Raw genomic sequence first — 20,471 nt, forward strand, 5'->3', positions numbered from 1 at the left:
TTCCGTCGAGTTCGTAGTTCGTCCAGCCTTTCTGAAGAACGGCTCTGACAAAACGACCACGCCGAAATGGCTGTTCGCTAATCCCTGATCGATCCGCCTGAGGCTGTTACCGATCCGAAGCTCAAATAACTCACACCAGACTGCGAGTCCATCATTCAGCGCCAGTGGACAGACGGCATCTTCCTTATCTTCGGAAACATGGGAGATGAACATTTCGTCTATTGGCGATTCCCGTCTGTGGATGTTCCCGGCGGCGTACTTTCCCTGACCAGGGACGAAACAGAACACAGAGATTCGCGCAATTCGGGTAGAGGCCCGGGCAATTTCCTGATGCTGGAACAAGTGCTGCCTTTAAGCCCCTGCATATCGACGGCTACATGCCAATGCACCGACTTGGGAACCTGCAGGCGGACTGGCTGCTTCGCAAGCCGGCCAATATACTGATGTCGTTCTCCGCGCCCGTAATTGCTGCAACTTGTCAAATCCAGCAACCTTAGATTGGCTCCCGACGTGAGCGTGATCTCGGCCATCTGACCGCGAGAAAACTGCCACAAATCGCAATGCGTAAAACTCATCTCCCCCTCATCCTGTGTCGGCCAGAATTTTGATTTAAGCTGTTACGATCTCCTCGCCTGCTTCAGAAGAGGGACTCGTGTAGGCTTCGATAGTCGCTTCTCTCTCATCCAGGAATTCAAAGAGAAATACCTTGGTCCGCAGTTGGCAGAACCAAGAGTGCAAAGACCACTCACCCGGTTTGCCGCACATGAGCATCATGACGGGCCTCTGATTTCGCGCCGTCGGGGTTTTTATGATCGTTTTCAGGCATACTCGATCCGTCCAGCTCAGGCGGTTCGAAACGGCATCGGGGTGGGTGTGCCAGTCCCCGAGATACGTGTCCAACCTCCCGGAACGCTCATAGTGCTTCGCAATCTCCGCCTGTTGCCAGCTTTGATCAGGGAGAAAGCTGCTTCGCTCGTGAGATGCTCGGGGCCCGGCCGGGATCATTGCTGTTATGACGGCAACGTTGCTTTCGGCCCAGTACCCCATGAAGGTCCCACCCGTTTCCCGATCATACCAGAGGTCGGCATCGATCTGCATGTCCTGCATGATCGCCCGAGGCACCCACACTATGGCTTGCATCCGCATTCCTTCATGGGAGGCAACCCATCCACCCGCCAAGACGGCGGCACCCGCTTGATGCCGTCATGCAATGTGAGGGTGTGAACCAAGGATTCCTTGAACTCGGCTGGCTGCGAGAGAATGTCCACGGTCAACCGGACAGCTTCCAGCGATAATTCATGAAGATCGAATGAAGCCCCAGTGAAGGTCAACTCGGCGCATCCAGCCGGCTGATTTAGCGCGGAGATTTCTCCTGACCCAGGAGCTTTCTCGATCAAACCTTTCGCGTAGGCAAATTCGCGGCAGGTTGGACAGCCGGATTTCGGCTGATAGGCCGCAACGACGCCCCCCTTCAAAGAGAGCGTCCCGAAAAGAGAGATCATCGGTTTGCCTGCGGACTTGCAGTGATCGGCCAGCAAACGTGAGATTCCGGAAGAGGCCGTTGCATCGATGACGATGTCCGCCTTCCCAAAAATCGGCGGTAGAACTGAATGGTCTCCTCCGTTCCCGTCGGCCGCCGTGGCTATGCCTACGGTCTGATGGATCGCCTCGACCTCGACGCTCCGGTATTCGGATTCCACGTGGTGCTTGACGGCGGTCGTCTTTCGCATTCCCCAGGCCGTCGCACCAAGCGGCCATCGGATCGAGTTTCCTGGTTCGACGATGTCATGGTCGATGACGGTGAGATGGGAACAGCCGTTGCGGGCAAGCTCGATCGCAACTGGGGCACCAATAGCTCCCATCCCGAAGACGGCAATCACCTTATCCTTCAAGATGCCGGCCGATGGAACTCGGGCGCCGATGTCTGTGGCCCCGGCGCGGAGCGTGGGAACTATGATCATGGAGGGGCTGGTCCCTCTCTGTCCTTGCTTCACAGCCCGGAACGACTTTGCTGGTCCGTAACGCAGTGGAAATAGCCAGGTGTCGCCGTCAACACGGTGGCTGAGTTCCGTCGATTGGACCGTGACGGACATCGAAATAGCGGGCGAGCCACTATTGATCACGTCGCCTCCAAAGGTAAGCTGGCCCTGCGCCTTCCGCCAACCCTCGGGCGATGGCGGCGCGAAACGACCTACGCGCCTCCACGGAAATATGCCCGTGACCTTCTTCAATTGAAGTCCGGGAGGAAGCGGAAATTTCCGGGCAGCTAGAACGGACCCGTCCTTCGCCTTGATTTCCTCGACCACACCCTGGAATCTAATTTTGTCGTCCATCTTTTGAAGGGAGTAAGACGCCCGCAACGTGCCCTCTGTTTCAGCTCCTACATTCCAGGCAGTGTCGATCAACATATAGCTGCCGTCGACATAGCCATCGAATGCCGGGGCGAAGGCGTTCCACCAGAATTCCATCGGTTCGCCCTGTGGATCCTCCATGCCCGTACCATTCAGAGCGTTGGCGAGTTGCTTCTCCAGAAGTTTCGCCAATGTCCACTCGATGGACCACAGTCCTGTGTCACGGCCCAACAGGCAAAGGTTGCCGTCGGTCGGTGAGCAATGCTTGTGCGGAAAAGTTTCCGGGTTTCCTCGAAGGGCGACTTGCGGGCGCACGAAGGGATAGCTGTCGGGGAAAACTGCGCGAAGCTGGCAGACTTCCCCGGATGCCAGCGGCCATTCGAACTCGATGCTGAGCACCCCCTGTTTCAGTTGGTCTTCGTCTATTCGCAGCGAGTCTCGGGCGAAGAATGCCAGGTCACGGAGTTCGAAATCCAGTCGTCCGACACAGGTATGCTCCCAGTGGGGGAGTATACCTGTTTTCAGATCGCCGTAGCCTATCCAGGTCATCCTACTGGACGATCCGGCAGCTGAGGTGGGTCCTTGGGGCCAGGCGGAACGCCGGGCGGACGACCCGGAACGCCATCTGGCGGGCCTGGGACCCAGTCGGGGGGGCCCGGCGGGGTGTGGCCTGGGTTGCCGGGGATTGGGGGCCGTGCCATGTCGATTCTCCTTTGTGATTGGTCGAAGATACAGATTTTCACATTGAGGCGTTCTCAGCTAAGCTGAGAACACGATTGCTTTATTTCCGTTGAGCATAATCCGCCGCTCCACATGCAGCTTGACGGCCCGTGCAAGGACCCGGCTTTCGATGTCGCGGCCCGTCGCAACGAAATCCTCCGCGCTCATTGCATGCGTTACGCGCTCAGCCTCCTGATCTATGATTGGACCTTCGTCGAGGTCGGGCGTCACGTAGTGCGCGGTAGCGCCGACAAGTTTCACTCCGCGCTCGTATGCCTGATGATAGGGCTTTGCGCCCTTGAATGAGGGCAGGAAGGAATGATGAATGTTGATCATCTTGCCGAATAGGCACGTTGACACGGCGTCAGACAGGACCTGCATGTATCGCGCCAGGATCACGAGGTCCGCGCCAGTTTCGCTTACGAGACCGAGCAGCTTTTGTTCCGGCTCGGTCTTGTTGTCCTTGCATACCGGCCAGTAATGATAGGCGACCCGCTCCCGCTCAGCGACCTCACGGCTGTCTTCGTGGTTAGATACGATCGCCACCACGTCAGCCTTCAGCCAACCGACCTTGATTTGATAAAGCAGATGAAGCATTGCATGGTCGAATTTCGATACCATTATGATGATCTTCGGCCTACGGCGCGCATCGACGGTGTGAAGACACAAGCCGAAGCGGTCGATTGCCGGTTTGAGCGCACGCTCGATTGAGGCGGTCGAAAGCGACTCGTCTCCTTCAACGGCCAGACGCATGAAGAAGCGATTGCTGGTGCGGTCCCAGAACTGGCTGCTCTCGGCAAGGTTGGCACCGAGCACAGCCAGTTCGGTTGCAACGGCCGCGACGATGCCGGGACGGTCATCGCAGGTTAAAGTTAGGATCTGGAGTTGAGACATTGTACCCTGGGTCAAATTCGATCTGGAGAGCTCGGGTAGGATAACGAAAACGTCGCCGACGAGGCGTAGTCGGCGACGACCTGGAAGATTGGAGCTTCCTCGTCCCTTGTTGATGGCGACAATGGCCTTCGAGTTCCTTTCATGCCGGCAAGGTGCTGGATGGCACCGGAGATGCCGACGGCGGTGTAGAGATTGGGCGCGACGACCTTCCGGTCTGGCCTACATGCCGGTCTCTGGGCGCGTAGGCGGCGTCGACCGCGCCGCGGGAAGCGCCGACGGCGGCACCGAGCCTGTCGGCGACGGGCGGGATGACTTCCTAGAATTTTCTCAGAGGAGCACAGCGCACGGCCACCGGAGATAACGATCTTGGGCGAGATCAACTCCGGACAGTCAGTTTCGAAGAGCTTGTTTTCGATGAAAATAGAGAGACCCGGGTCGGCTGCCGCCGAGATATTCTCGACGGCAGCCGCATTGCCTTGGGAGGCGCTTGGAAACGAAGTGGTGGGCACGGTGATCACCTTGTTGGTGTCGGTAGACTGCACCGTCTGGATGGCGTTGCCGGCATAGATCGGCCGCTTGAACGTGTCAGGCGAGACCACTTCGATGATCTCCGACGCCTGCGCGGCATCGAGCAGGGCCGCCACGCGCGGCCCCACATTCTTGCCCGACGGGGTCGCCGGCGCGATGACAGCGCATAGGCGCCCGCAAGTGAAACGACGAGTGCCGCCGTCGGTTCGGCGAAACGCGGCAAGCTCGTCGGCCTTGGCGAGCAGCATCAAACCGCGCCCTCAGCCTTCAGCGCGCGATAGGTCGCATCGACTGATTTCGCAGTCGCATCGACGATGATGTCAATCTCTTTTCGGGTAATGATCAGAGGTGGGGCAAAGCCGAGAATATCGCCGTGCGGCATAGCTCGCCCGATGACACCATTCTCAAACAGAGCAGCGGCGGCGCGCACGCCGACCTGAAGTCCGGGCTCGAATGGCACCCGTTCTTTAGGATCCCGCATCAGTTCCACGGCGGATAGGATGCCGACGCCGCGAACCTCGCCGACAATGGGATGTCGCTCCAGTTCGGCTTTCATACGGGCTTGCCAATACTGTCCGACGTCCCGAACATGTTCCAGGATATTTCTTTCCTTAAGCAATTTAATGTTAGCAAGCGCGGCCGCCGCGCAAAGCGTGTGACCGGAATATGTCCAGCCATGGCCGAGTGGGCCGTGCTTCTCCGTTCCTTGTTCCAAGACCGACCAGACGCGGTCGCCGATAATTGACCCGGAGATGGGCAGGTAGGCGGAACTCAAACCCTTGGCGATGGTTACAAAATCCGGGCGCATGCCGTAGAGGTGGGAACCGAAGTTTTCACCGGTTCGCGCGAAGCCGCAGACCACTTCATCGGCGATCAGAAGGATATCGTACTTGTCGAGCACCCCTTGAATCGCGGTCCAGTAACCCTTTGGGGGTGGAACGATTCCCCCGGTCCCAAGTACCGGCTCTCCGATAAAGGCTGCAACTGTCTCGGGGCCTTCAGCGAGGATAAGGGCTTCAAGTTTGTTAGCACAGCGCCTGGAGAACGCTTCTTCGCTTTCGCCATCATGCGCCTGGCGGTAATGGTGGGGCGCCGTCGTATGGCGCACCAAATTCAGAGGCAGGTCGAAGAACTCGTGAAAGAAGGGAAGGCCTGTCAGGCTACCGGTGACCAGCCCGGACCCGTGATATCCGCGATGCCGCGAGATGATCTTCTTCTTTTCAGGGCGGCCGAGGATGTTATTGTAGTACCAGACCAGCTTGATATTGGTTTCGTTGGCGTCGGAACCGGAAAGGCCGAAATAGACCCTTCGCATGTTCTGCCCGAAATATTCGACCACGGCCTCTGCCAAGAGGGCAACCGGCGCCGTGCCTTGGCTGGCATAGACATGCGCGAACGGCAGCTCATGTGCTTGCTTGGCAATGGCGTCGGCTATCTCGGAGCAGCCATACCCCATATTGACGCAATAAAGCCCGCCGAAACCGTCAAGGCTCTTTCGGCCTTCCGTATCCCAGATGTAGACGCCTTCTGCGCCGGCCATAATCCGGTTTGGCGTTTCGCCGCGACTGTGCTTGGCTAAGTGCGTGGACGGATGGAAGACGAAGCTTCGATCCTTCTCCCGGAGTTGCTCGGTTCCCAGATTGCTCAAGCGCATCGTCCCTCTCCTCGCGATCGGCCGGCGGAGAACACTCGGCCAGCCGTCTCTTTAACAATCAGCATACCGGCAAACACCTCTTGAGTTTCACGGAAATTTACGTCTTTGGCCGACGAATTCGCGGAATCGGCACCAATCGCCGTGGAAACCAAGGCTTCGGGAGTTTACCGTTGTCGTAGCGCGGACAAGGGGATCGGTGAATTGGATTTCACTGGTTTTGTCACGACCAGGCTGTAGTATTGATCGATACCCAAGCCTGCCTGCAGCAGTCCCTCCATGAAATCCTGATACGCAGCCATAGAAGGAGTTGAAACGCGCATCAGATAATCGACCCGCCCCCCTATAGCCCAGCAGTCAAGGATTTCCGGGAGGTCTTGGATCGCAGTCTCGAAGTGCCGCTGGTCCTCGAGACGGTGTCGATCCAGAACCACCTCGACCATCACAAAAACAATGCCCCCGACGAGGGCTGGACTTAATCGCGCGTAGAACCCCTCAATGATCCCTGCGGCTTGAAGCATACGAAGCCGCTCCGAACAGGCCGAAGCCGAAAGGTGAACACGTTTTGCGAGCTCGCTTTTCGAAATCCGACCGTCTGACTGAATCTCTGAGAGAATCCGGACGTCCCAAGCGTCTAGTCGCATAGGGTCGGGTTTCGACTTCATGACCTTTGCTCTCAAGCCGTGGTCGACAGCGCAATCAGTGCCAACCAACTATCATTAATTCAAGTGATCGAATGTAGTGGACGGCATCCATTCTCGGCCCGCAATGTGCCAGAGTGGGGTTGTCGAAAATCAGGTGAGGGAGTTCGAAGCATGGAATGGCTGTGGAACCGGTTGGCTGTCGCCCCGCCGCCTACCGGGGCGGTGACGCAGTTGGAGAGATATAGTCGCCCTTCGGCGGAGACCTCGTCGTAAATAGATAGCGCATTTTTTTTGGATCTCCGCTGCTTTACCTGATTGGCACCCTCGACAGCACCCGAGCATCGATCGCGCGGACGGCATGGTCGATGCAGTGTTTACATCGGCGCATTTCGAGATGAATTGAGGGCCTTTCTTCTTTGGCTCGCCGAGGAGCCTAGGCGCCCGTGTTGCCGCTACGGCCCAGAGTCCGGGCGCCCAGCCCGATTTCGCGACATGGAGTATGGCCGGGTCGCCCGGCCGGGAAGACTCAAACGCCGATACTGCGTGCGATGCTGTCGGCCGCCATGCGCTTACGCCACTCAAGAGGCCCGGAATTGTGAATGGAGTTTCCCTCAACATCGACGGCCATGATGACCGGCATATCTTGTACCTCGAATTCATAGATCGCTTCCATGCCAAGGTCTTCAAAGGCAACGATCCGCGCCGCCTTGATCGATTTTGAAATCAGGTACGCAGCGCCACCCACCGCGATGAGATAGGGTGTCTTGTGTCTGACAATCGACTCGATGGCCGCCGGTCCCCTCTCCGCCTTACCTAGCATCGCGAAGAGCCCGGTCTCGGCGAGGATCTTTTCACCAAAAACGTCCATCCGGCTGGCGGTTGTTGGACCAGCAGGCCCGAGGACCTCATCCCTCACCGCGTGGACTGGTCCGACGTAGTAGATCACGCGCCCCCGCAGATCGACCGGGAGCGGCTTGCCGGCATCGATCAGGTCGACCATTCGCTGGTGGGCGGCGTCACGGCCCGTCAACATTTTTCCGGACAAAAGAAGGGTTTCCCCGCAGCGCCACGATGCCGTCTCTTCCTTCGTGAGCCCATCGAGATTGACCCGACGGACGCCGCTTGTATGCAAGTCCTCATGACCGATCGGGGGCCATTCGGAAAGATCGGGCGGTTGGAGCTGTACCGGTCCTGTGCCGTCCAAGGTAAACTTCAAGTGCCGGTTAGCGGCGCATTGCGGGATAAGTGCCACAGGCTTGGACGCCACATGTGTAGGATAGGTCGCAACCTTGACGTCAACCACTGTCGTCAGACCACCAAGGCCCTGGGCGCCAATGCCCAGCGCGTTAATTCGCTCATAAAGCTCGATCCGCAGTTCCTCCTCCGCGTTTGAAGACCCCCTGGAAAGCAGTTCAGACATGTCAATCGGCTCGTTCATGGCTTCCTTGGCCAGCAGCATCGCCTTTTCAGCGCTACCACCGATGCCGACGGAGATCAGGCCGGGTGGGCACCATCCGCTGCCAAGGGTCGAAATGGTGTCGACCACCCAGTCGGCAACGGACGCGCTGGGGTTTAGGGTGGTGAAACGCGCCTTGTTTTCCGACCCGCCGCCTTTTGCAGCGATGGTGATCTCAATCTGGTTACCGGGCACGAGCTCGATGTGAATGACCGCCGGCGTGTTGTCGCGGGTGTTGACCCGTCCGGCGAGCGGATCGGCAACGATCGATGCCCGAAGGGGGTTGTCCGGGTCGAGATATGCCCGACGGACGCCCTCATTCACGAGGTCAGCGAAACTGGCCGTTGATTTGATGCGGGCGTCCATGCCGACCTTTGCGAAGACTACCACGAGGCCGGTGTCCTGACAGATCGGCCGCCGCCCGAAGGCGGCCATGCGAGAGTTCAGCAGAATCTGCCCGATGGCGTTCTTTGCCGCCGGGCTCTGTTCGCGCGCGTATGCCTGCGAAAGGTACCGGATATAGTCGGGGGGATGGTAGTACGAGATGTACTGAAGGGCATCGGCGACGCTCTTTGTGATATCCTTGCCGGCAATGGTCCGTGTTTTTTTATTCACGAAATCTCATCCGAATGACCCGAACCCGTTGACCAGCTTTAGGTTCTGGAAGCTCCGCAAACCCTGTTCGCCGCCCTCATATCCATAGCCGCTCTGTTTAACGCCTCCATACGGTGCATCTGCGGAAACCCCTTTCAGGTAATTTACACTGAGGGCGCCTGCCGAAAGACCGCGTATCAGCGCCTGTTTCGCATCGTCGGCGGCGGTGAAGAAGTAGGCGGCAAGGCCATACTCGGTGGCGTTGGCTTCTTCGATCGCCTCCTCGATCGTGTCGAACGGCGCCACGGTGAGGATCGGCCCGAACGGCTCGTCATGAAGAACTTTCGCATCCTTTGGCACCCCTGTCAGGATGGTCGGTGGCCAGTAAAAACCCGGCTGGTCGAGGCGGGTGCCGCCGGTTTCGATGCGGGCGCCGCGATCGACCGCATCCTTGACCAGACGCTGCATGGCCTCGATTTGCCGCGCGTTTGCCATCGGTCCCATCTCCGTCGCCGGATCGTCCGGTGGGCCGATCTTGATTTCGCGGGCGACTGCGGTCATCCGGGACAGAAACTCTTCATAGAGAGGCCGCGCGACGAGGATTCTGCTGGGCGCGTTGCAGCTCTGGCCCGCGCACTCGAACTTGTATTCCGAAATTGCCGGTACGGCGTTTGCCAGGTGGGCATCCTCGCATACAACGACCGGGGAGTGCCCACCGAGTTCAAGAATGCACCGCTGCAAGTTATTCGCGGCAAGCTTGGCGAGCTGTTTTCCAACCTCGGTAGAGCCCGTGAAAGTCAAGATCTTCACGATCGGCGAACTGAGTAGATGCCGGGATATTTGCACCGGAACGCCGAAGACGAGATTGACCACGCCGTCCGGGATGCCCGCTTGTCGCAAGGCTTCGACGAAATGGACAGCCGCGCTTGGTGTCTCTTCAGCCCCTTTTAGGATCACCGGGCAGCCTGCCGCCAAAGCAGGGGCGAGTTTGCGGGCAATGAGAACGGCCGGGTAGTTCCAAGGCGTAAAGGCAGCAACGACTCCAAGGGGCTCCGGGACGATCATCCGGTTCGGGCCCATCCGAATAGGGGCCGACAGCTCTTCGGCGTGGGTGCCGTTCCACTCCAGTGTTTCGACAGCGCGCGCGTACTCACCTGTCGCTTCGGCAATCGTCTTTCCCTGTTCGGCCGACAGGTCCCTGGCTGCGGCTCCACGCTTCGCTGCCAAGATCCTAGCGGCCGCTACCAGGATCTCGCCACGTTCTTTTGCAGGCCGTGAAGACCAAGCCTTGCGGCTGCGTTCTGCCGAAGCAAGGGCCTCATCCAGGTCCGGCGCTGAAGCCGCGGCCACCGAGCCAAATACCTTCTCTGTCGCCGGATTGATTACCGGCAGACTGGTTTCGTCACCACCGTCTCGCCACCTGCCGTTGATGAAAAGCTGATAGCTCGTGGCGTTGGACATCGCATGCTCCGCTTGACTGAATTCTTGCCAATGCGAGACCAGCCGATATGCCGATCCGGGCCATGGGCTCGCTTCTCTGCAGTTTCATCGCGATGGTCGCGCCCGGTCAAATATGGAATATCGACCAAAACCATCTGGAATCCAGATTGATATCGCTCAAGCAGCCGCTGAGGAGCGATAGCACTGAAACTGCCTAAGTCCGGTCGGGAGCCGTGGCTGACCAGTGCCTGCCCTCGATCAATGTATTCACGACCTTGGGGATTAGCTTGCGGACCGCAGAAACGGCGGGAGAGCGCTCATCTTTCGGGTTGACGGCGAGCACAACGGAACGGGTGATCACTGGATCAACGATCTTGACCGTTCGGACTTGGCCTTGAGACGCCTCTTTCTGAATGGCTGACGGGGTAAGAATAGAATAAGCCTTTCCTTCCATGACCATGTTGATGATCGTAGAAAGGGAGTCGACTTCGAATCTGACGTCAAGCGCACAACCGTGTTGCGCAACGACATCAGCCACCGAACGCCTGACATTGTTGTTGCGCATTGGAACCGCCAGCGGAAACGCGTGCAGGTCGGCGAGCGGAATCGACTCTTCGAAAGGCGGTTCACCCGGCGGCACCACCAGGCAAAACTCTTCGCGGGCCAGCACCGTCATTTGCCCCACGCTCTCGGCAGTGCGGTACAGGACCGCCAGATTGAAGCGGCCAGCAGCCATCCACTCCTCCAGCGGTCCCGTCATGCCCTCGATCATCTTAAGCGAGATCCTCGGCAATTCGTTTCTTACCGATTCAATCAGGGGACCACTAAGGACGCGAGCGGCTCCGGACGGAATGCCAATGGTCACCTCTCCGGAAGGAGCGGCCACCGAGTTGGTCAGTTCCGCCTCAGTGAGCTGAATTTCCTTCAGAATGATCCGCGCGCGCTCAAGCAGCTTGTCTCCGGACGCCGTGACGCTGACACCGGTCCTGTCGCGAACGAGCAGCTGGGTGCCGAATCCTTCCTCGAGTTGACGCACATGCAGGCTTAGAGCGCTTTGAGCAACGTTGAGCGTCGCCGCTGCCTTCGTGAAACTGCCGGCTTCGACGACGCCGACAAAGTATCTTAACTGCCTGATGTCCACGATGAACAAATCCAAACCGGGCAATCCCCAGTGCCTTCTTATCTATCTCGAAATGAGATGGCAGGCAAGCAACATTCGGGCCATGCTCGAAAACCAGCGTCCGGCTGCTGATAAAGGCAGGTCAGTTATTGCTGGCGAGAGCCAGGATCTCGTGGGCGCGCCGCACCACCGGGGGATCAATCATCTTACCATTCAACGAGAATGCAGACTGGCCACGCGTGGCGGCATCGTCTTCCGCCGCGATGACGCGTCGGGCCCACTCGAGTTCCTGTGCGCTTGGCGAGAAAGCCTCATTGAATATGGCAACTTGTTTCGGATGGATCGCCAAGGCTCCGGCAAAGCCAAGCCGCCGCGCATGCGCCGCGGTTTCACGAAGGTTATCAGGGTCGGAGAACTCGCCGATGCTCCCTACGAAGCCCAGCGGGAGCAACCCGGCCGCACGCGCGGCAAACAGAACAGAAAGGTTCGGCACCAACAGAAGGTCGAACTCCGGAGAGCCGCCAACAGCGGCACTGAAGTCTTCAGGACCAAGCGCCATTGCGACCATCCTTGGATGCGCCGACGCAATGGCCGCGAGCCTTTGCAAGGCGCCCGGAGTCTCGATCTGGGCAAGGAACCGGATGCGTCCCAGCGGAAGATTTCTTTCCCGTTCAAGTTCCGAAACCGCAGTCGCGATCTCTAATACCCACTCGGCCGAATCCGTCTTCGGAAGAACCAGCGCGTCAACACCTGACATCACCGCTGCATCGAGGTCGGCCGCCAAAGCGCGCAAACCATGATTCACGCGGACCAAAACAGATGCGCCCTTGCGCGCCACCTTTGCCACGGATTCAGGAAGCTGCCGCCGTGCCTCGCCCTTCTGATCCTGGGGAACGGAATCCTCCAGGTCGAGAATGACGCCATCTGCACCCCGCTCATGGGCCGTCTCCACAAAGCGCGGAACGTGAGCGGGAACGAAGAGTAGGGATCTCCAGAGGGGTACAGACGTCGCGCTTTCAACGGCCGAAATTGTGTCCTTGATCATGGAGTACTCTGCGGCCGATTTTGGCGAGGGCGATGCCAGTGAGTTTTCTGGGTGGCCGGCGTGCCCAGATGATGCGAGGTACCAGGCTCTTTGGAAATCGCGAGTGCACTCACCTTAACCAGACGCGCGCTCACGCTGAGGCGGCTCTTTCGCGCAAATGCCGCAGAACCTCCTCGCGGACAGTCTCCGTATGAGCGCCAAGAGCGGGAACTGGGCGAAGCGAGGGGTGCTCGGAGTTGAAGACCGCAGCCGGCGCTATCGTCTCGACGGTTCCTTCGGGAGTGCCAACCTGCACCCTGCGAATGTGTGGATGTGTTGAAACATCCGCCACTTCGTTCAGTCGGCCATATGCCAAGCCCGCCGCCTCGAGCTCGCGCATTGCTTCGTGGCAGGATAGTTCAGAAAAACGCAGTTCAATGATCTCATCAAGTTGCGCCCGGTGACCGAGACGCTCCATGTTGTCGGCAAAACCAGGTGCGCGTGTAAGCCCCGGCTGCTTCAGGAACTTCTCGCAGAAATTCACCCATTCACGGTCATTCTGAACCGAAAAGATGACCTCTTTGCCGTCGGCACAACGATAGGCGCCATATGGCGCTAGCGAGGGGTGTTTCACGCCGGCGCGTACCGTGTGATACCCGCTGTAGTCGTTTTGCAGAACCGGCACGTTCATCCAGTCGGCGACGGCATCGAACAGTGACACCTGGATGCTTGTCCCTTCGCCGGTGACCTCGCGGTGATACAGCGCCTGAAGAATGGCGCTATGCGCTGTCATGCCCGCTGAGATGTCGCAAACCGAGACCCCTACACGCGCGAGCCCTTGTTGGTTGCCGGTGATCGCGCATAGACCGGTTTCAGCCTGGACGATGAGATCATAAGCCTTCAAATGGGAATACGGCCCTGCATCCCCGAAGCCAGAGATGTCGCAGGTGATCAGCCGCGGATATCGTCGACGGAGATCAGCAGACGCGAAACCCAGTTTTTCGATACTGCCCGGCTTCAGATTCTGGATGAAGACGTCAGCACTGGCGATGAGCGGTTCTAGGACGGCCCGGTCAGCCTCCGACCTCAGGTCCAGACACACCGATTCCTTACCCCGGTTGAGCCAGACGAAGTAAGCGCTCTGTCCCCGCACCAGTTTATCGTAGTGTCGCGCAAAGTCCCCTTCGGGCCTTTCGATCTTGATCACCCGGGCGCCGGCGTCCGCAAGGCGAGAGGACGCATAAGGCGCGGCCACGGCCTGCTCCACGGCTACGACAGTGATCCTCTCAAGAGAGTTCTGCATGCGACACCGTGCTTTTCATCCAATGTTTTCGTTTTGAGTCCGACGACGGTTCAGCATCGCCAGCAACCGGTTTTGTTCGTTCCCAACAATTGAGAATGCCTCGTCGACACCCATTCCGGGCTTCGCAAGCATCATGTCGGCCTGGGTTGCCACCGATACGTGGACAGAGGCTTGGGCGGAGAGATCAGTCTCGGTACAGCTTCCCCCGACATACGCCCCTACCCTATTCTCTTTGCAGATGAGAACGGCCCGCGCTGTGTCGGCAATTGAGCCGACATCCGGGGTCTTGATTTGAACGAGATGCGCAGCCTTCGCTTCGGCAAAGAGCCGGATATCCTCAAGCGTATTGCATCTCTCATCCACGACAATGCGCGCGCTGGAACTCCGGTCATCCAAAATCGAGACAATTTGGGCATAGTTCTCAATTTGAGCTTGCGTCGAACCAAAGTCCGCTGGGGATTCGATGTTGAGCGTGAAATCCGGGACCGTATCTGCAATCTTGCAGATAAAGTCCGCGATGCTTTGCGGCTCCAGGCCCATTTCCTGGCCGATCCAGCCATACACATCGAAATGTAGCACCGGATGATACCCCGGGCCGCCGATTTGGTGGGTACGCGTTGCAACCCACTTCACGAACTCCATGAAGGTATGGCCGTCGACGCCGAATTTCTGCCGCGAGTTGATCAGGCCGTGGGGAAGCACATCCACCGCCTTTAAGATCATTTTGTCTACGTTGATTTCCCGAGCATCACCGCTCTGGCAGTAGATCGGGACCCTACGCGTCGGCAACGGTAGGTTAAATTCACAGCATATGATCTCCGCCATCGTCTTACGTTGAAGATGGGCCGCCGCGCGTAGGAGCGCCTGGCTGAGGCCATACTCAATCGCGAGGGGTAGCCGCTCTTGTTCGAATGGTTCGAAAACCTTCGCGCAGGCATGAAGGTAAAAAGACGCATCGACATCAAGAAGCCGTGGCGCCACGACGCGCGACGTCAAATCCGAGATTTGAGCAGTTTCAAACAAAGGATCGCGTCCGCCGGTCCCAGAGTACTGGACGTTCATCATGTCGCCCCAAACAACGGTGCCGTCGGTAAGTACGAGCCCGACGCTGAGCGAAGATGCTGGCATGCGAATCGAATTGAACCCAGGTGTTGTCGGTTCGCCGACATAGATGAAGCCGTCCTGGGTCGCGCCCGACCTAATGGCAGCTTGATCGTCATAGAAGAATGCGCCATTGCCAGGCGCAAGGAGGACGTCTTTGATCTGCAATTCGGTCACTCGATTCATCCTGACGGGATTAAATTCGTTCCGCTACTGGCACGCGAGGCGCTAGCTGCACCTGATTCTTAGATCTTCAGCGGCCGCGCAACGAGCGCTACCACTTTGTTGGCGTCGACATGCGCCCCCGATGCTATGGCCAAGACGATGGACGTTCCAGGCGCGCGGATACCAATGGACTCAGCGGACAGCGAATCCATCGGATGCAGGATGCCTATGAGATCTCCCTGCTTCACTTCATCCAGCACCGAGCAGCGAGGTTCGAAGATGCCCGGCGCAGGCGATTTCAACTCATCGGAGGGATGCGTTTCGAGTGTTTGGCCGGAGCTCTGATGTCGCAACGTTGGATACTCGGCTTTGCCCTCGACCAGCCGGAGCGCCATGAGCGCGTTGCGTACTCCAGCCTCGTAGATCGCGAGATTGTCCGCGCCGACCGTGCCCCCGCCGAATTCAGCGCAAACAAATACCTTGCCCTGGTTTTGGGCCGTGATATCAAACATTCCAGCCGTGTCGTTGTGTTGCCAGACCAATGTCAAGGGCAATTTGAACGCTTCCGCCATTCTCACCGTCCTGGCCATGAGATCGGGATCGGCAATGGGGTGCGTTGTGGCCGCCGGTGGAAAATCCCACGTTGGTCCGAAGCTGTGCAGATCAAATACGGTGTCGGCCATCGGCAACAATACGCGCGAAACCGCATCCGCGATTCGTTCGGTCACTGACCCGTCGGCGCGGCCCGGAAAGACGCGATTGAGATTCAACCCGTCGAGCGGAGTATTGCGGCTCCAGGCCTGCACGGCCAATGGATTGAGCACCGGTATGACGATGACCCTTCCACAGGTTTGCGCTTCTGGCAGCCACTTAATAAGCCGTCGCGCGACAATTGGCCCCTCCAATTCGTTGCCATGATTTCCGCCGGTGACAAGAAGGCGCGGTCCCTCTCCTTTATTGAGACTGAAGACCGGGAGCAAAAGCTCTCCCCGGTCGGCACCTCCCGGGACAACAAGACGCCCCCTGCTCACGCCGGGCGTATCGAGATCAAACGTAAGATGTGGTGCTTGGCTCATTGTTCAACCTATTGCGAGTATTCAGGCGACCTGGCGCCGGTTTACGATAGCTGATGCGCGTTTGCATTCTCCTGCTCTGGCAGTATGCGCCGCGCGGTGTTCAATTCGCCAATATAATGTCCCGGAGGGTGCCATCGCGTTTTTAGATGGCCGCCGCCTGGGGCTTGGTGGAACTACCGCTGCTCGATGTTCACGAGGAAATAGGGGGCCGTGACGAATAGCTGGCTCCCCCCTACACCCCAGGACCGCCAGCGTGCTTGCTCGCCACACGGGCCAGCCCTCAGGGATCTTGTCAAGCTTGTGCAGATACTGGAACGTTTCATCACCGATCGAGGGCTAAGAAGCATATTGCCCGCTACCGCGCTTTATCCTGGCGGACATTATCAGAGGCCAGATGCGCTGCCCGTTGCCCCAAGACGCCGAGCTTATGCGAGGGCCGAGGCCGTCTCGTCGGCGATGACTATGCGAGGCTTGAGGGGCCGCTTCGACGCAATGTGCCGAACCGCTGGCGCGGGCCACCGACAGTGCGGGCTGGACTTTGCGGCCGACGAGGGCCTTGGTCATGCCGCCCAATAGGGCCGGCATGCGGAGCTTAGGGCCATCTCGGCGCTAGATGACCCAGATATAGATACTGCATTTGACGCAAGCCAGCAGGTGATCAATCTTGGACTGGAATGAAATTACAAAATGGTGGCAGCTTGCGCCTGCACATCTTCCGCGCAGGCGAGTTTATACGAACCGTCACACGGGAGGCGACGCTCCGAAATATGAGCAGAGCGGTGCGCGCAGATACAGATCCAATTTCGCCAGCGACGTTTGCCCCGCTCAGAAACCCGACCTTTCGTTCGATCTGGCTCGCCACACAGGTTTCCAGCCTCGGCTGGTTGATGCAGACTGTTGCCATTAGCTGGTTGATGGCGACGATCTCGACTTCCGATCTGATGGTTGCGCTGGTCCAGGCTTCGTCGAACCTGCCCGCTTTCATCTTGTCCGTCTTCGCCGGGGTTCTCGCCGACAATTACAGTCGGCGCCGGGTTATGTTCGCCGGCCGCTGCCTTATGGTGACAGCCTCCGCGATGCTCACTGCGTCCGTGGCGCTGGGCTTTGTCAGTCCGTGGATGATCCTCGGCTTCAGCTTCTTGATCGCATGCGGCGGCGCTCTCAACGATCCCGCCTGGCAGGCTTCGGTTGGCGATATGGTGCACCGACGCGAGGTTCCCGCTGCCGTCACCTTGCTCTCCGTCGGCTTCAACACTGTGCGAACCGTGGGCCCGGCGCTCGGCGGCATCGTGGTGGCCTCGTTCGGGCTTTTGACGGCTTTCGCCGTAACCACACTCACCTACCTTGTCCCTATGGTCACCATATGGCGCTGCAAGTGGAAGGTTCGCTCCTCACCTCTCCCGCGTGAGTCGGTGAGGACGGCGATCTACGATGGATTGCGCTTCACGGCGATGTCATCGGAAATCAAGGCGGCGATCGCGCGCGGGACCCTCTTTGGCCTGGCGGGCATCGCCATACTCGCACTACTGCCGCTGATTGTCCGCGATCAGCTGGGAGGAGGACCGCTGGCTTATGGCACGCTCATGGCTGGCTTCGGCACAGGCGCTGTCCTCGCCGGCGTCTCCAACAGCGTGTTCAGACGGAGCTTGTCTCAAGAACGACTGATGATGCTCGCGTGCCTCGCCTGCGCGGCATGCTCCCTCTCCCTGGCACTGACCTCTTCGATCGTCGTGGCCGCAATTGCGCTGGCCTTGGGCGGCGCGGGTTGGGTCACCGCTTGGTCCGGGGTTGGCGTGAGTGTGCAGCTGGCGAGCCCGCGCTGGGTCGTGGGGCGCACCATTTCGATCTATTATGCATTGATAAATGGCGGCATCGCGGCCGGCAGCTGGGTGTGGGGCACGGTGGCGCAGAACCATTCCCTGACCTTGGCGCTGGAGGGCTCCGCAGGTGCTCTGCTGCTGGTTGCTGCAGCCGGTGTCCTGTTTCCTCTTCGCGAGCGCCGTGAGTCCGAGCCCGATCCGTTGGAGGAATTCGACGCCCCAGCTGTCGCTCTCAATTTGAAGCCGAGAAGCGGTCCGATCGTGGTCAAGGTCGAATATCTGATAGCCGAGAGAAATCTCGAGGCCTTCCTCGACGTCATGCGACAGCGGCGTCATGTACACAGCCGCGTCGGTGCTCGGCACTGGACTCTGCAGCGCAACCTTCAGAAGCCTATGCAATGGACAGAGACATTCCGTACGCCGACTTGGACGGACTACCTTCGGTTAAACCATCGTCTCACGGAAGCAGACAAGGAGCTGGACGAACGGGTCCTCCAAATGCACAAAGGAGAGCTTCCACCTCAAATGACTCTTTTGATCGAGCGACCGACAGTCGCTCGAAAACCCGAGCAGTCCGCCCCTTATTTTCCCCACCGTTGACTTCTTCACGGGTGTACTCCCGTACTAGCGCTTGCACCAGATGACGACCGATCACGCTATGCTTTGCAGAGAGTGGTGATGGCGGCGCCCAAAGAGCCGAGCAAGGCAACAGCTCCCCGGACGCTGCAGGATTCGGGGGTCTTGGGACCAGCGACGGCGGCGACAGGATTGCCGCTCAGGGTTCCGATCTGCGGAGCGTGTTCGATGTTACGGGCTGACGGGATGGAGAGGAGCGAGTCTTGTGATCAGAACGAGCTGGCCGCTTCATGAGCATTTTTGCAAGCAGCGTGTCATGGCCGTTGCGGCATCCAATCCATCTCGCTTCCAGATGATAGTAATAGACAGACTGAATTTGACTTTGAGCCTCCCGTGGCCGCGGAGTGCGGCTAGAGGACAAACCATGAGGGTTCAGACAGCAACAGGGCCAATCCTGGTCAGGAGCCTAGGTCGCACACTGATGCACGAGCATCTATTCATCGCGTTTCCAGGCGCCTGGTTCGATCCGTTCCTGAAATTCGACCGCGCGGCATTGATCGAGGAGGCGGTTGGGCGGCTGGTGGAACTGCGCACGGAGCACGGCGTGTGCGCCTTCGTCGACCCCTGTCCGATCGAGCTCGGCCGCGACGTCCTCCTAATGAAGGAGGTCTCTGAAAAATCCGGCGTGCACATCGTCTGCACCACCGGATTCTACCACGAGGGACTGGGGCTACCTTCCTACTGGCGCGCTCGTAACCTCGATGAGATCGCAGAGCTTTACGTCCGCGAGATCACCCAGGGCATTGGCGATACCGGTGTGAGGGCCGGGGCCATCAATCTCGACGGGCGCACCCATTGTCACCCAGCAGGAGAAGAATTCCTCGCCGCTGCCTGCATCGGCCAGAAAGCGACGGGAGTACCGATCATAACGCACACTACACAAGGTTGCGCGGGGCCAGAACAGCAGCTGCTTTTGGCGGCCGGCGGCGTTGCTGCCGATCGCTGCCTGACTGGCCATTGCTGTGCCAACCCCGATCACGCTTACCATCGGCGCGTCGTGGACGGCGGCTCCCATATCGGGTTCGACCAAATTGGGTATGCCCATTTCCAGCAGGACGATGTCCGCGCCGAAAACGTAGCAAAGCTCATGCGTGGTGGGTTTCGTGCGCAGATCATCATGAGTATGGACCACGCCTGCGGCTCCCTGGGCAGGCCGACGACGCACCAACTAACACCCGAAAGTGAAGATCGAACAGTTAAAGTCACAGGGAGTCTGGCACCCGCATACCTACATGTTCACTGACTTCATCCCGATGCTACACGCCCGGGGTGTCGGCCAAGCAGACGTCGAGTCTATTCTGGAGGGTTCTTTGCGGGTGAGCTTTTGCCGGAAAGGTCGGCGAACTAGCTAGTCTAGAAAGATTTGTCAAATGATAAACGAAAGCTGCGCTTTCGAAGCCAAGGATACCATTGAGGCCCTCGCGAAGGCTCGCGCCGAGGGCCTAATTCAATCTACCCACCTGGTTGCTCGTTCCCTTGCTCGCGCAGCGTCGCTGCGCGAGAAGGGGAGTGTGGCGTTCACACGGCTGTGGGCCGAGGACGCACTGGCAGCTGCAGAGCGAGAAGACAGGTTAGTTGCCGCCGGAACGCCTTCGTCCTCCCCGCTCGCGGGCCTTCCAATTGCTGTCAAGGACAATTGCGACGTGCGAGGAGACGTAACCCAAGCGGGCTCAGCAGCACTTGCGACCGCTTTGCCCGCCTCCCGAGACGCGGATTGTGTCGCGAGGCTACGCGCGGCGGGAGCAGTCATCATCGGCAAAACCAACATGTCGGAGTTCGCGTTCGCCAATACCGGTGAGAACCGTACGTTCGGTACGCCGCGCAATCCCCTGGATCCCAGCCGGCTTGTCGGCGGTTCTTCCTCAGGTGCGGCCACGAGCGTAGCGGACGGTTCGGTAATCGCGGCGCTGGGAACCGATACTGGCGGATCGATTAGAGGACCAGCAGC

At 58.9% G+C, this 20,471-nt stretch carries 16 protein-coding genes and 1 pseudogene; 3 read left to right on the top strand and 14 right to left on the bottom strand.

Features of this window, described 5'->3' with window-relative positions:
- Nucleotides 1-218 precede the first annotated feature (218 nt).
- From NKH23_RS28005 to NKH23_RS28075, 14 genes and pseudogenes are all read right to left on the bottom strand, one after another.
- Nucleotides 219-575 carry a DUF1883 domain-containing protein gene (locus NKH23_RS28005; protein ID WP_353035855.1) on the bottom strand — a complete coding sequence of 119 codons (357 nt, stop codon included), beginning with the start codon at nucleotides 573-575 and terminating at the stop codon, nucleotides 219-221.
- 34 nt (nucleotides 576-609) lie between these two features.
- Entirely contained in the window at nucleotides 610-1,140 is a 531-nt protein-coding gene (locus tag NKH23_RS28010; protein ID WP_353035857.1) for a Mov34/MPN/PAD-1 family protein, read from the bottom strand.
- Nucleotides 1,128-2,900, bottom strand: a complete 1,773-nt coding sequence (locus NKH23_RS28015; RefSeq protein WP_353035859.1) for a ThiF family adenylyltransferase — start codon at nucleotides 2,898-2,900, stop codon at nucleotides 1,128-1,130. Before NKH23_RS28015 ends, NKH23_RS28010 begins: the two co-directional genes overlap by 13 nt.
- Before the next feature lie 210 nt (nucleotides 2,901-3,110).
- Nucleotides 3,111-3,965 (bottom strand): formyltetrahydrofolate deformylase, encoded by an 855-nt coding sequence (gene purU / locus NKH23_RS28020; RefSeq protein WP_353035861.1) that lies wholly within the window; start codon nucleotides 3,963-3,965, stop codon nucleotides 3,111-3,113.
- Between the two features lie 18 nt (nucleotides 3,966-3,983).
- A pseudogene (locus tag NKH23_RS34720) lies at nucleotides 3,984-4,710 on the bottom strand (electron transfer flavoprotein subunit alpha/FixB family protein); the annotation flags it as partial.
- Between the two features lie 30 nt (nucleotides 4,711-4,740).
- On the bottom strand, nucleotides 4,741-6,147 hold the full coding sequence (locus NKH23_RS28035) for an aminotransferase (RefSeq protein WP_353035863.1): 1,407 nt from the start codon (nucleotides 6,145-6,147) through the stop codon (nucleotides 4,741-4,743).
- 164 nt (nucleotides 6,148-6,311) lie between these two features.
- Entirely contained in the window at nucleotides 6,312-6,809 is a 498-nt protein-coding gene (locus NKH23_RS28040) for an Lrp/AsnC family transcriptional regulator (RefSeq protein ID WP_353035865.1), read from the bottom strand.
- Nucleotides 6,810-7,314: 505 nt separating this feature from the next.
- Nucleotides 7,315-8,859 carry a fumarate hydratase gene (locus NKH23_RS28045; protein WP_353035867.1) on the bottom strand — a complete coding sequence of 515 codons (1,545 nt, stop codon included), beginning with the start codon at nucleotides 8,857-8,859 and terminating at the stop codon, nucleotides 7,315-7,317.
- Nucleotides 8,860-8,865: 6 nt separating this feature from the next.
- Nucleotides 8,866-10,299: an NAD-dependent succinate-semialdehyde dehydrogenase gene (locus tag NKH23_RS28050; protein WP_353035869.1), complete on the bottom strand. Its 1,434-nt coding sequence runs from the start codon at nucleotides 10,297-10,299 to the stop codon at nucleotides 8,866-8,868.
- A gap of 193 nt (nucleotides 10,300-10,492) precedes the next feature.
- Nucleotides 10,493-11,419, bottom strand: a complete 927-nt coding sequence (locus tag NKH23_RS28055; RefSeq protein WP_353035892.1) for a LysR family transcriptional regulator — start codon at nucleotides 11,417-11,419, stop codon at nucleotides 10,493-10,495.
- A gap of 121 nt (nucleotides 11,420-11,540) precedes the next feature.
- Complete coding sequence (locus tag NKH23_RS28060; RefSeq protein ID WP_353035871.1) at nucleotides 11,541-12,443, bottom strand: HpcH/HpaI aldolase/citrate lyase family protein; 903 nt, start codon at nucleotides 12,441-12,443, stop codon at nucleotides 11,541-11,543.
- A 130-nt stretch (nucleotides 12,444-12,573) separates the two neighbouring features.
- Nucleotides 12,574-13,725: a CaiB/BaiF CoA transferase family protein gene (locus tag NKH23_RS28065; RefSeq protein WP_353035873.1), complete on the bottom strand. Its 1,152-nt coding sequence runs from the start codon at nucleotides 13,723-13,725 to the stop codon at nucleotides 12,574-12,576.
- A gap of 15 nt (nucleotides 13,726-13,740) precedes the next feature.
- Nucleotides 13,741-14,994, bottom strand: a complete 1,254-nt coding sequence (locus tag NKH23_RS28070) for a methylaspartate ammonia-lyase (RefSeq protein ID WP_353035894.1) — start codon at nucleotides 14,992-14,994, stop codon at nucleotides 13,741-13,743.
- A gap of 77 nt (nucleotides 14,995-15,071) precedes the next feature.
- Nucleotides 15,072-16,067, bottom strand: coding sequence for a succinylglutamate desuccinylase/aspartoacylase family protein (locus NKH23_RS28075; protein ID WP_353035875.1), 996 nt, complete (start codon nucleotides 16,065-16,067; stop codon nucleotides 15,072-15,074).
- Between the two features lie 767 nt (nucleotides 16,068-16,834).
- Here NKH23_RS28075 and NKH23_RS28080 point away from each other — a divergent pair.
- The 3 genes from NKH23_RS28080 to NKH23_RS28090 all read left to right on the top strand — a co-directional run.
- Nucleotides 16,835-18,487 carry an MFS transporter gene (locus tag NKH23_RS28080; protein ID WP_353035896.1) on the top strand — a complete coding sequence of 551 codons (1,653 nt, stop codon included), beginning with the start codon at nucleotides 16,835-16,837 and terminating at the stop codon, nucleotides 18,485-18,487.
- Between the two features lie 400 nt (nucleotides 18,488-18,887).
- Nucleotides 18,888-19,766: a phosphotriesterase family protein gene (locus NKH23_RS28085; protein WP_353035877.1), complete on the top strand. Its 879-nt coding sequence runs from the start codon at nucleotides 18,888-18,890 to the stop codon at nucleotides 19,764-19,766.
- A gap of 127 nt (nucleotides 19,767-19,893) precedes the next feature.
- A partial coding sequence (locus NKH23_RS28090) for an amidase (RefSeq protein WP_353035879.1) occupies nucleotides 19,894-20,471 on the top strand: 578 nt, incomplete at its 3' end.

It is taken from the genome of Mesorhizobium sp. M1328, assembly GCF_040318075.1.
Taxonomy (GTDB): Bacteria; Pseudomonadota; Alphaproteobacteria; order Rhizobiales; family Rhizobiaceae; genus Mesorhizobium.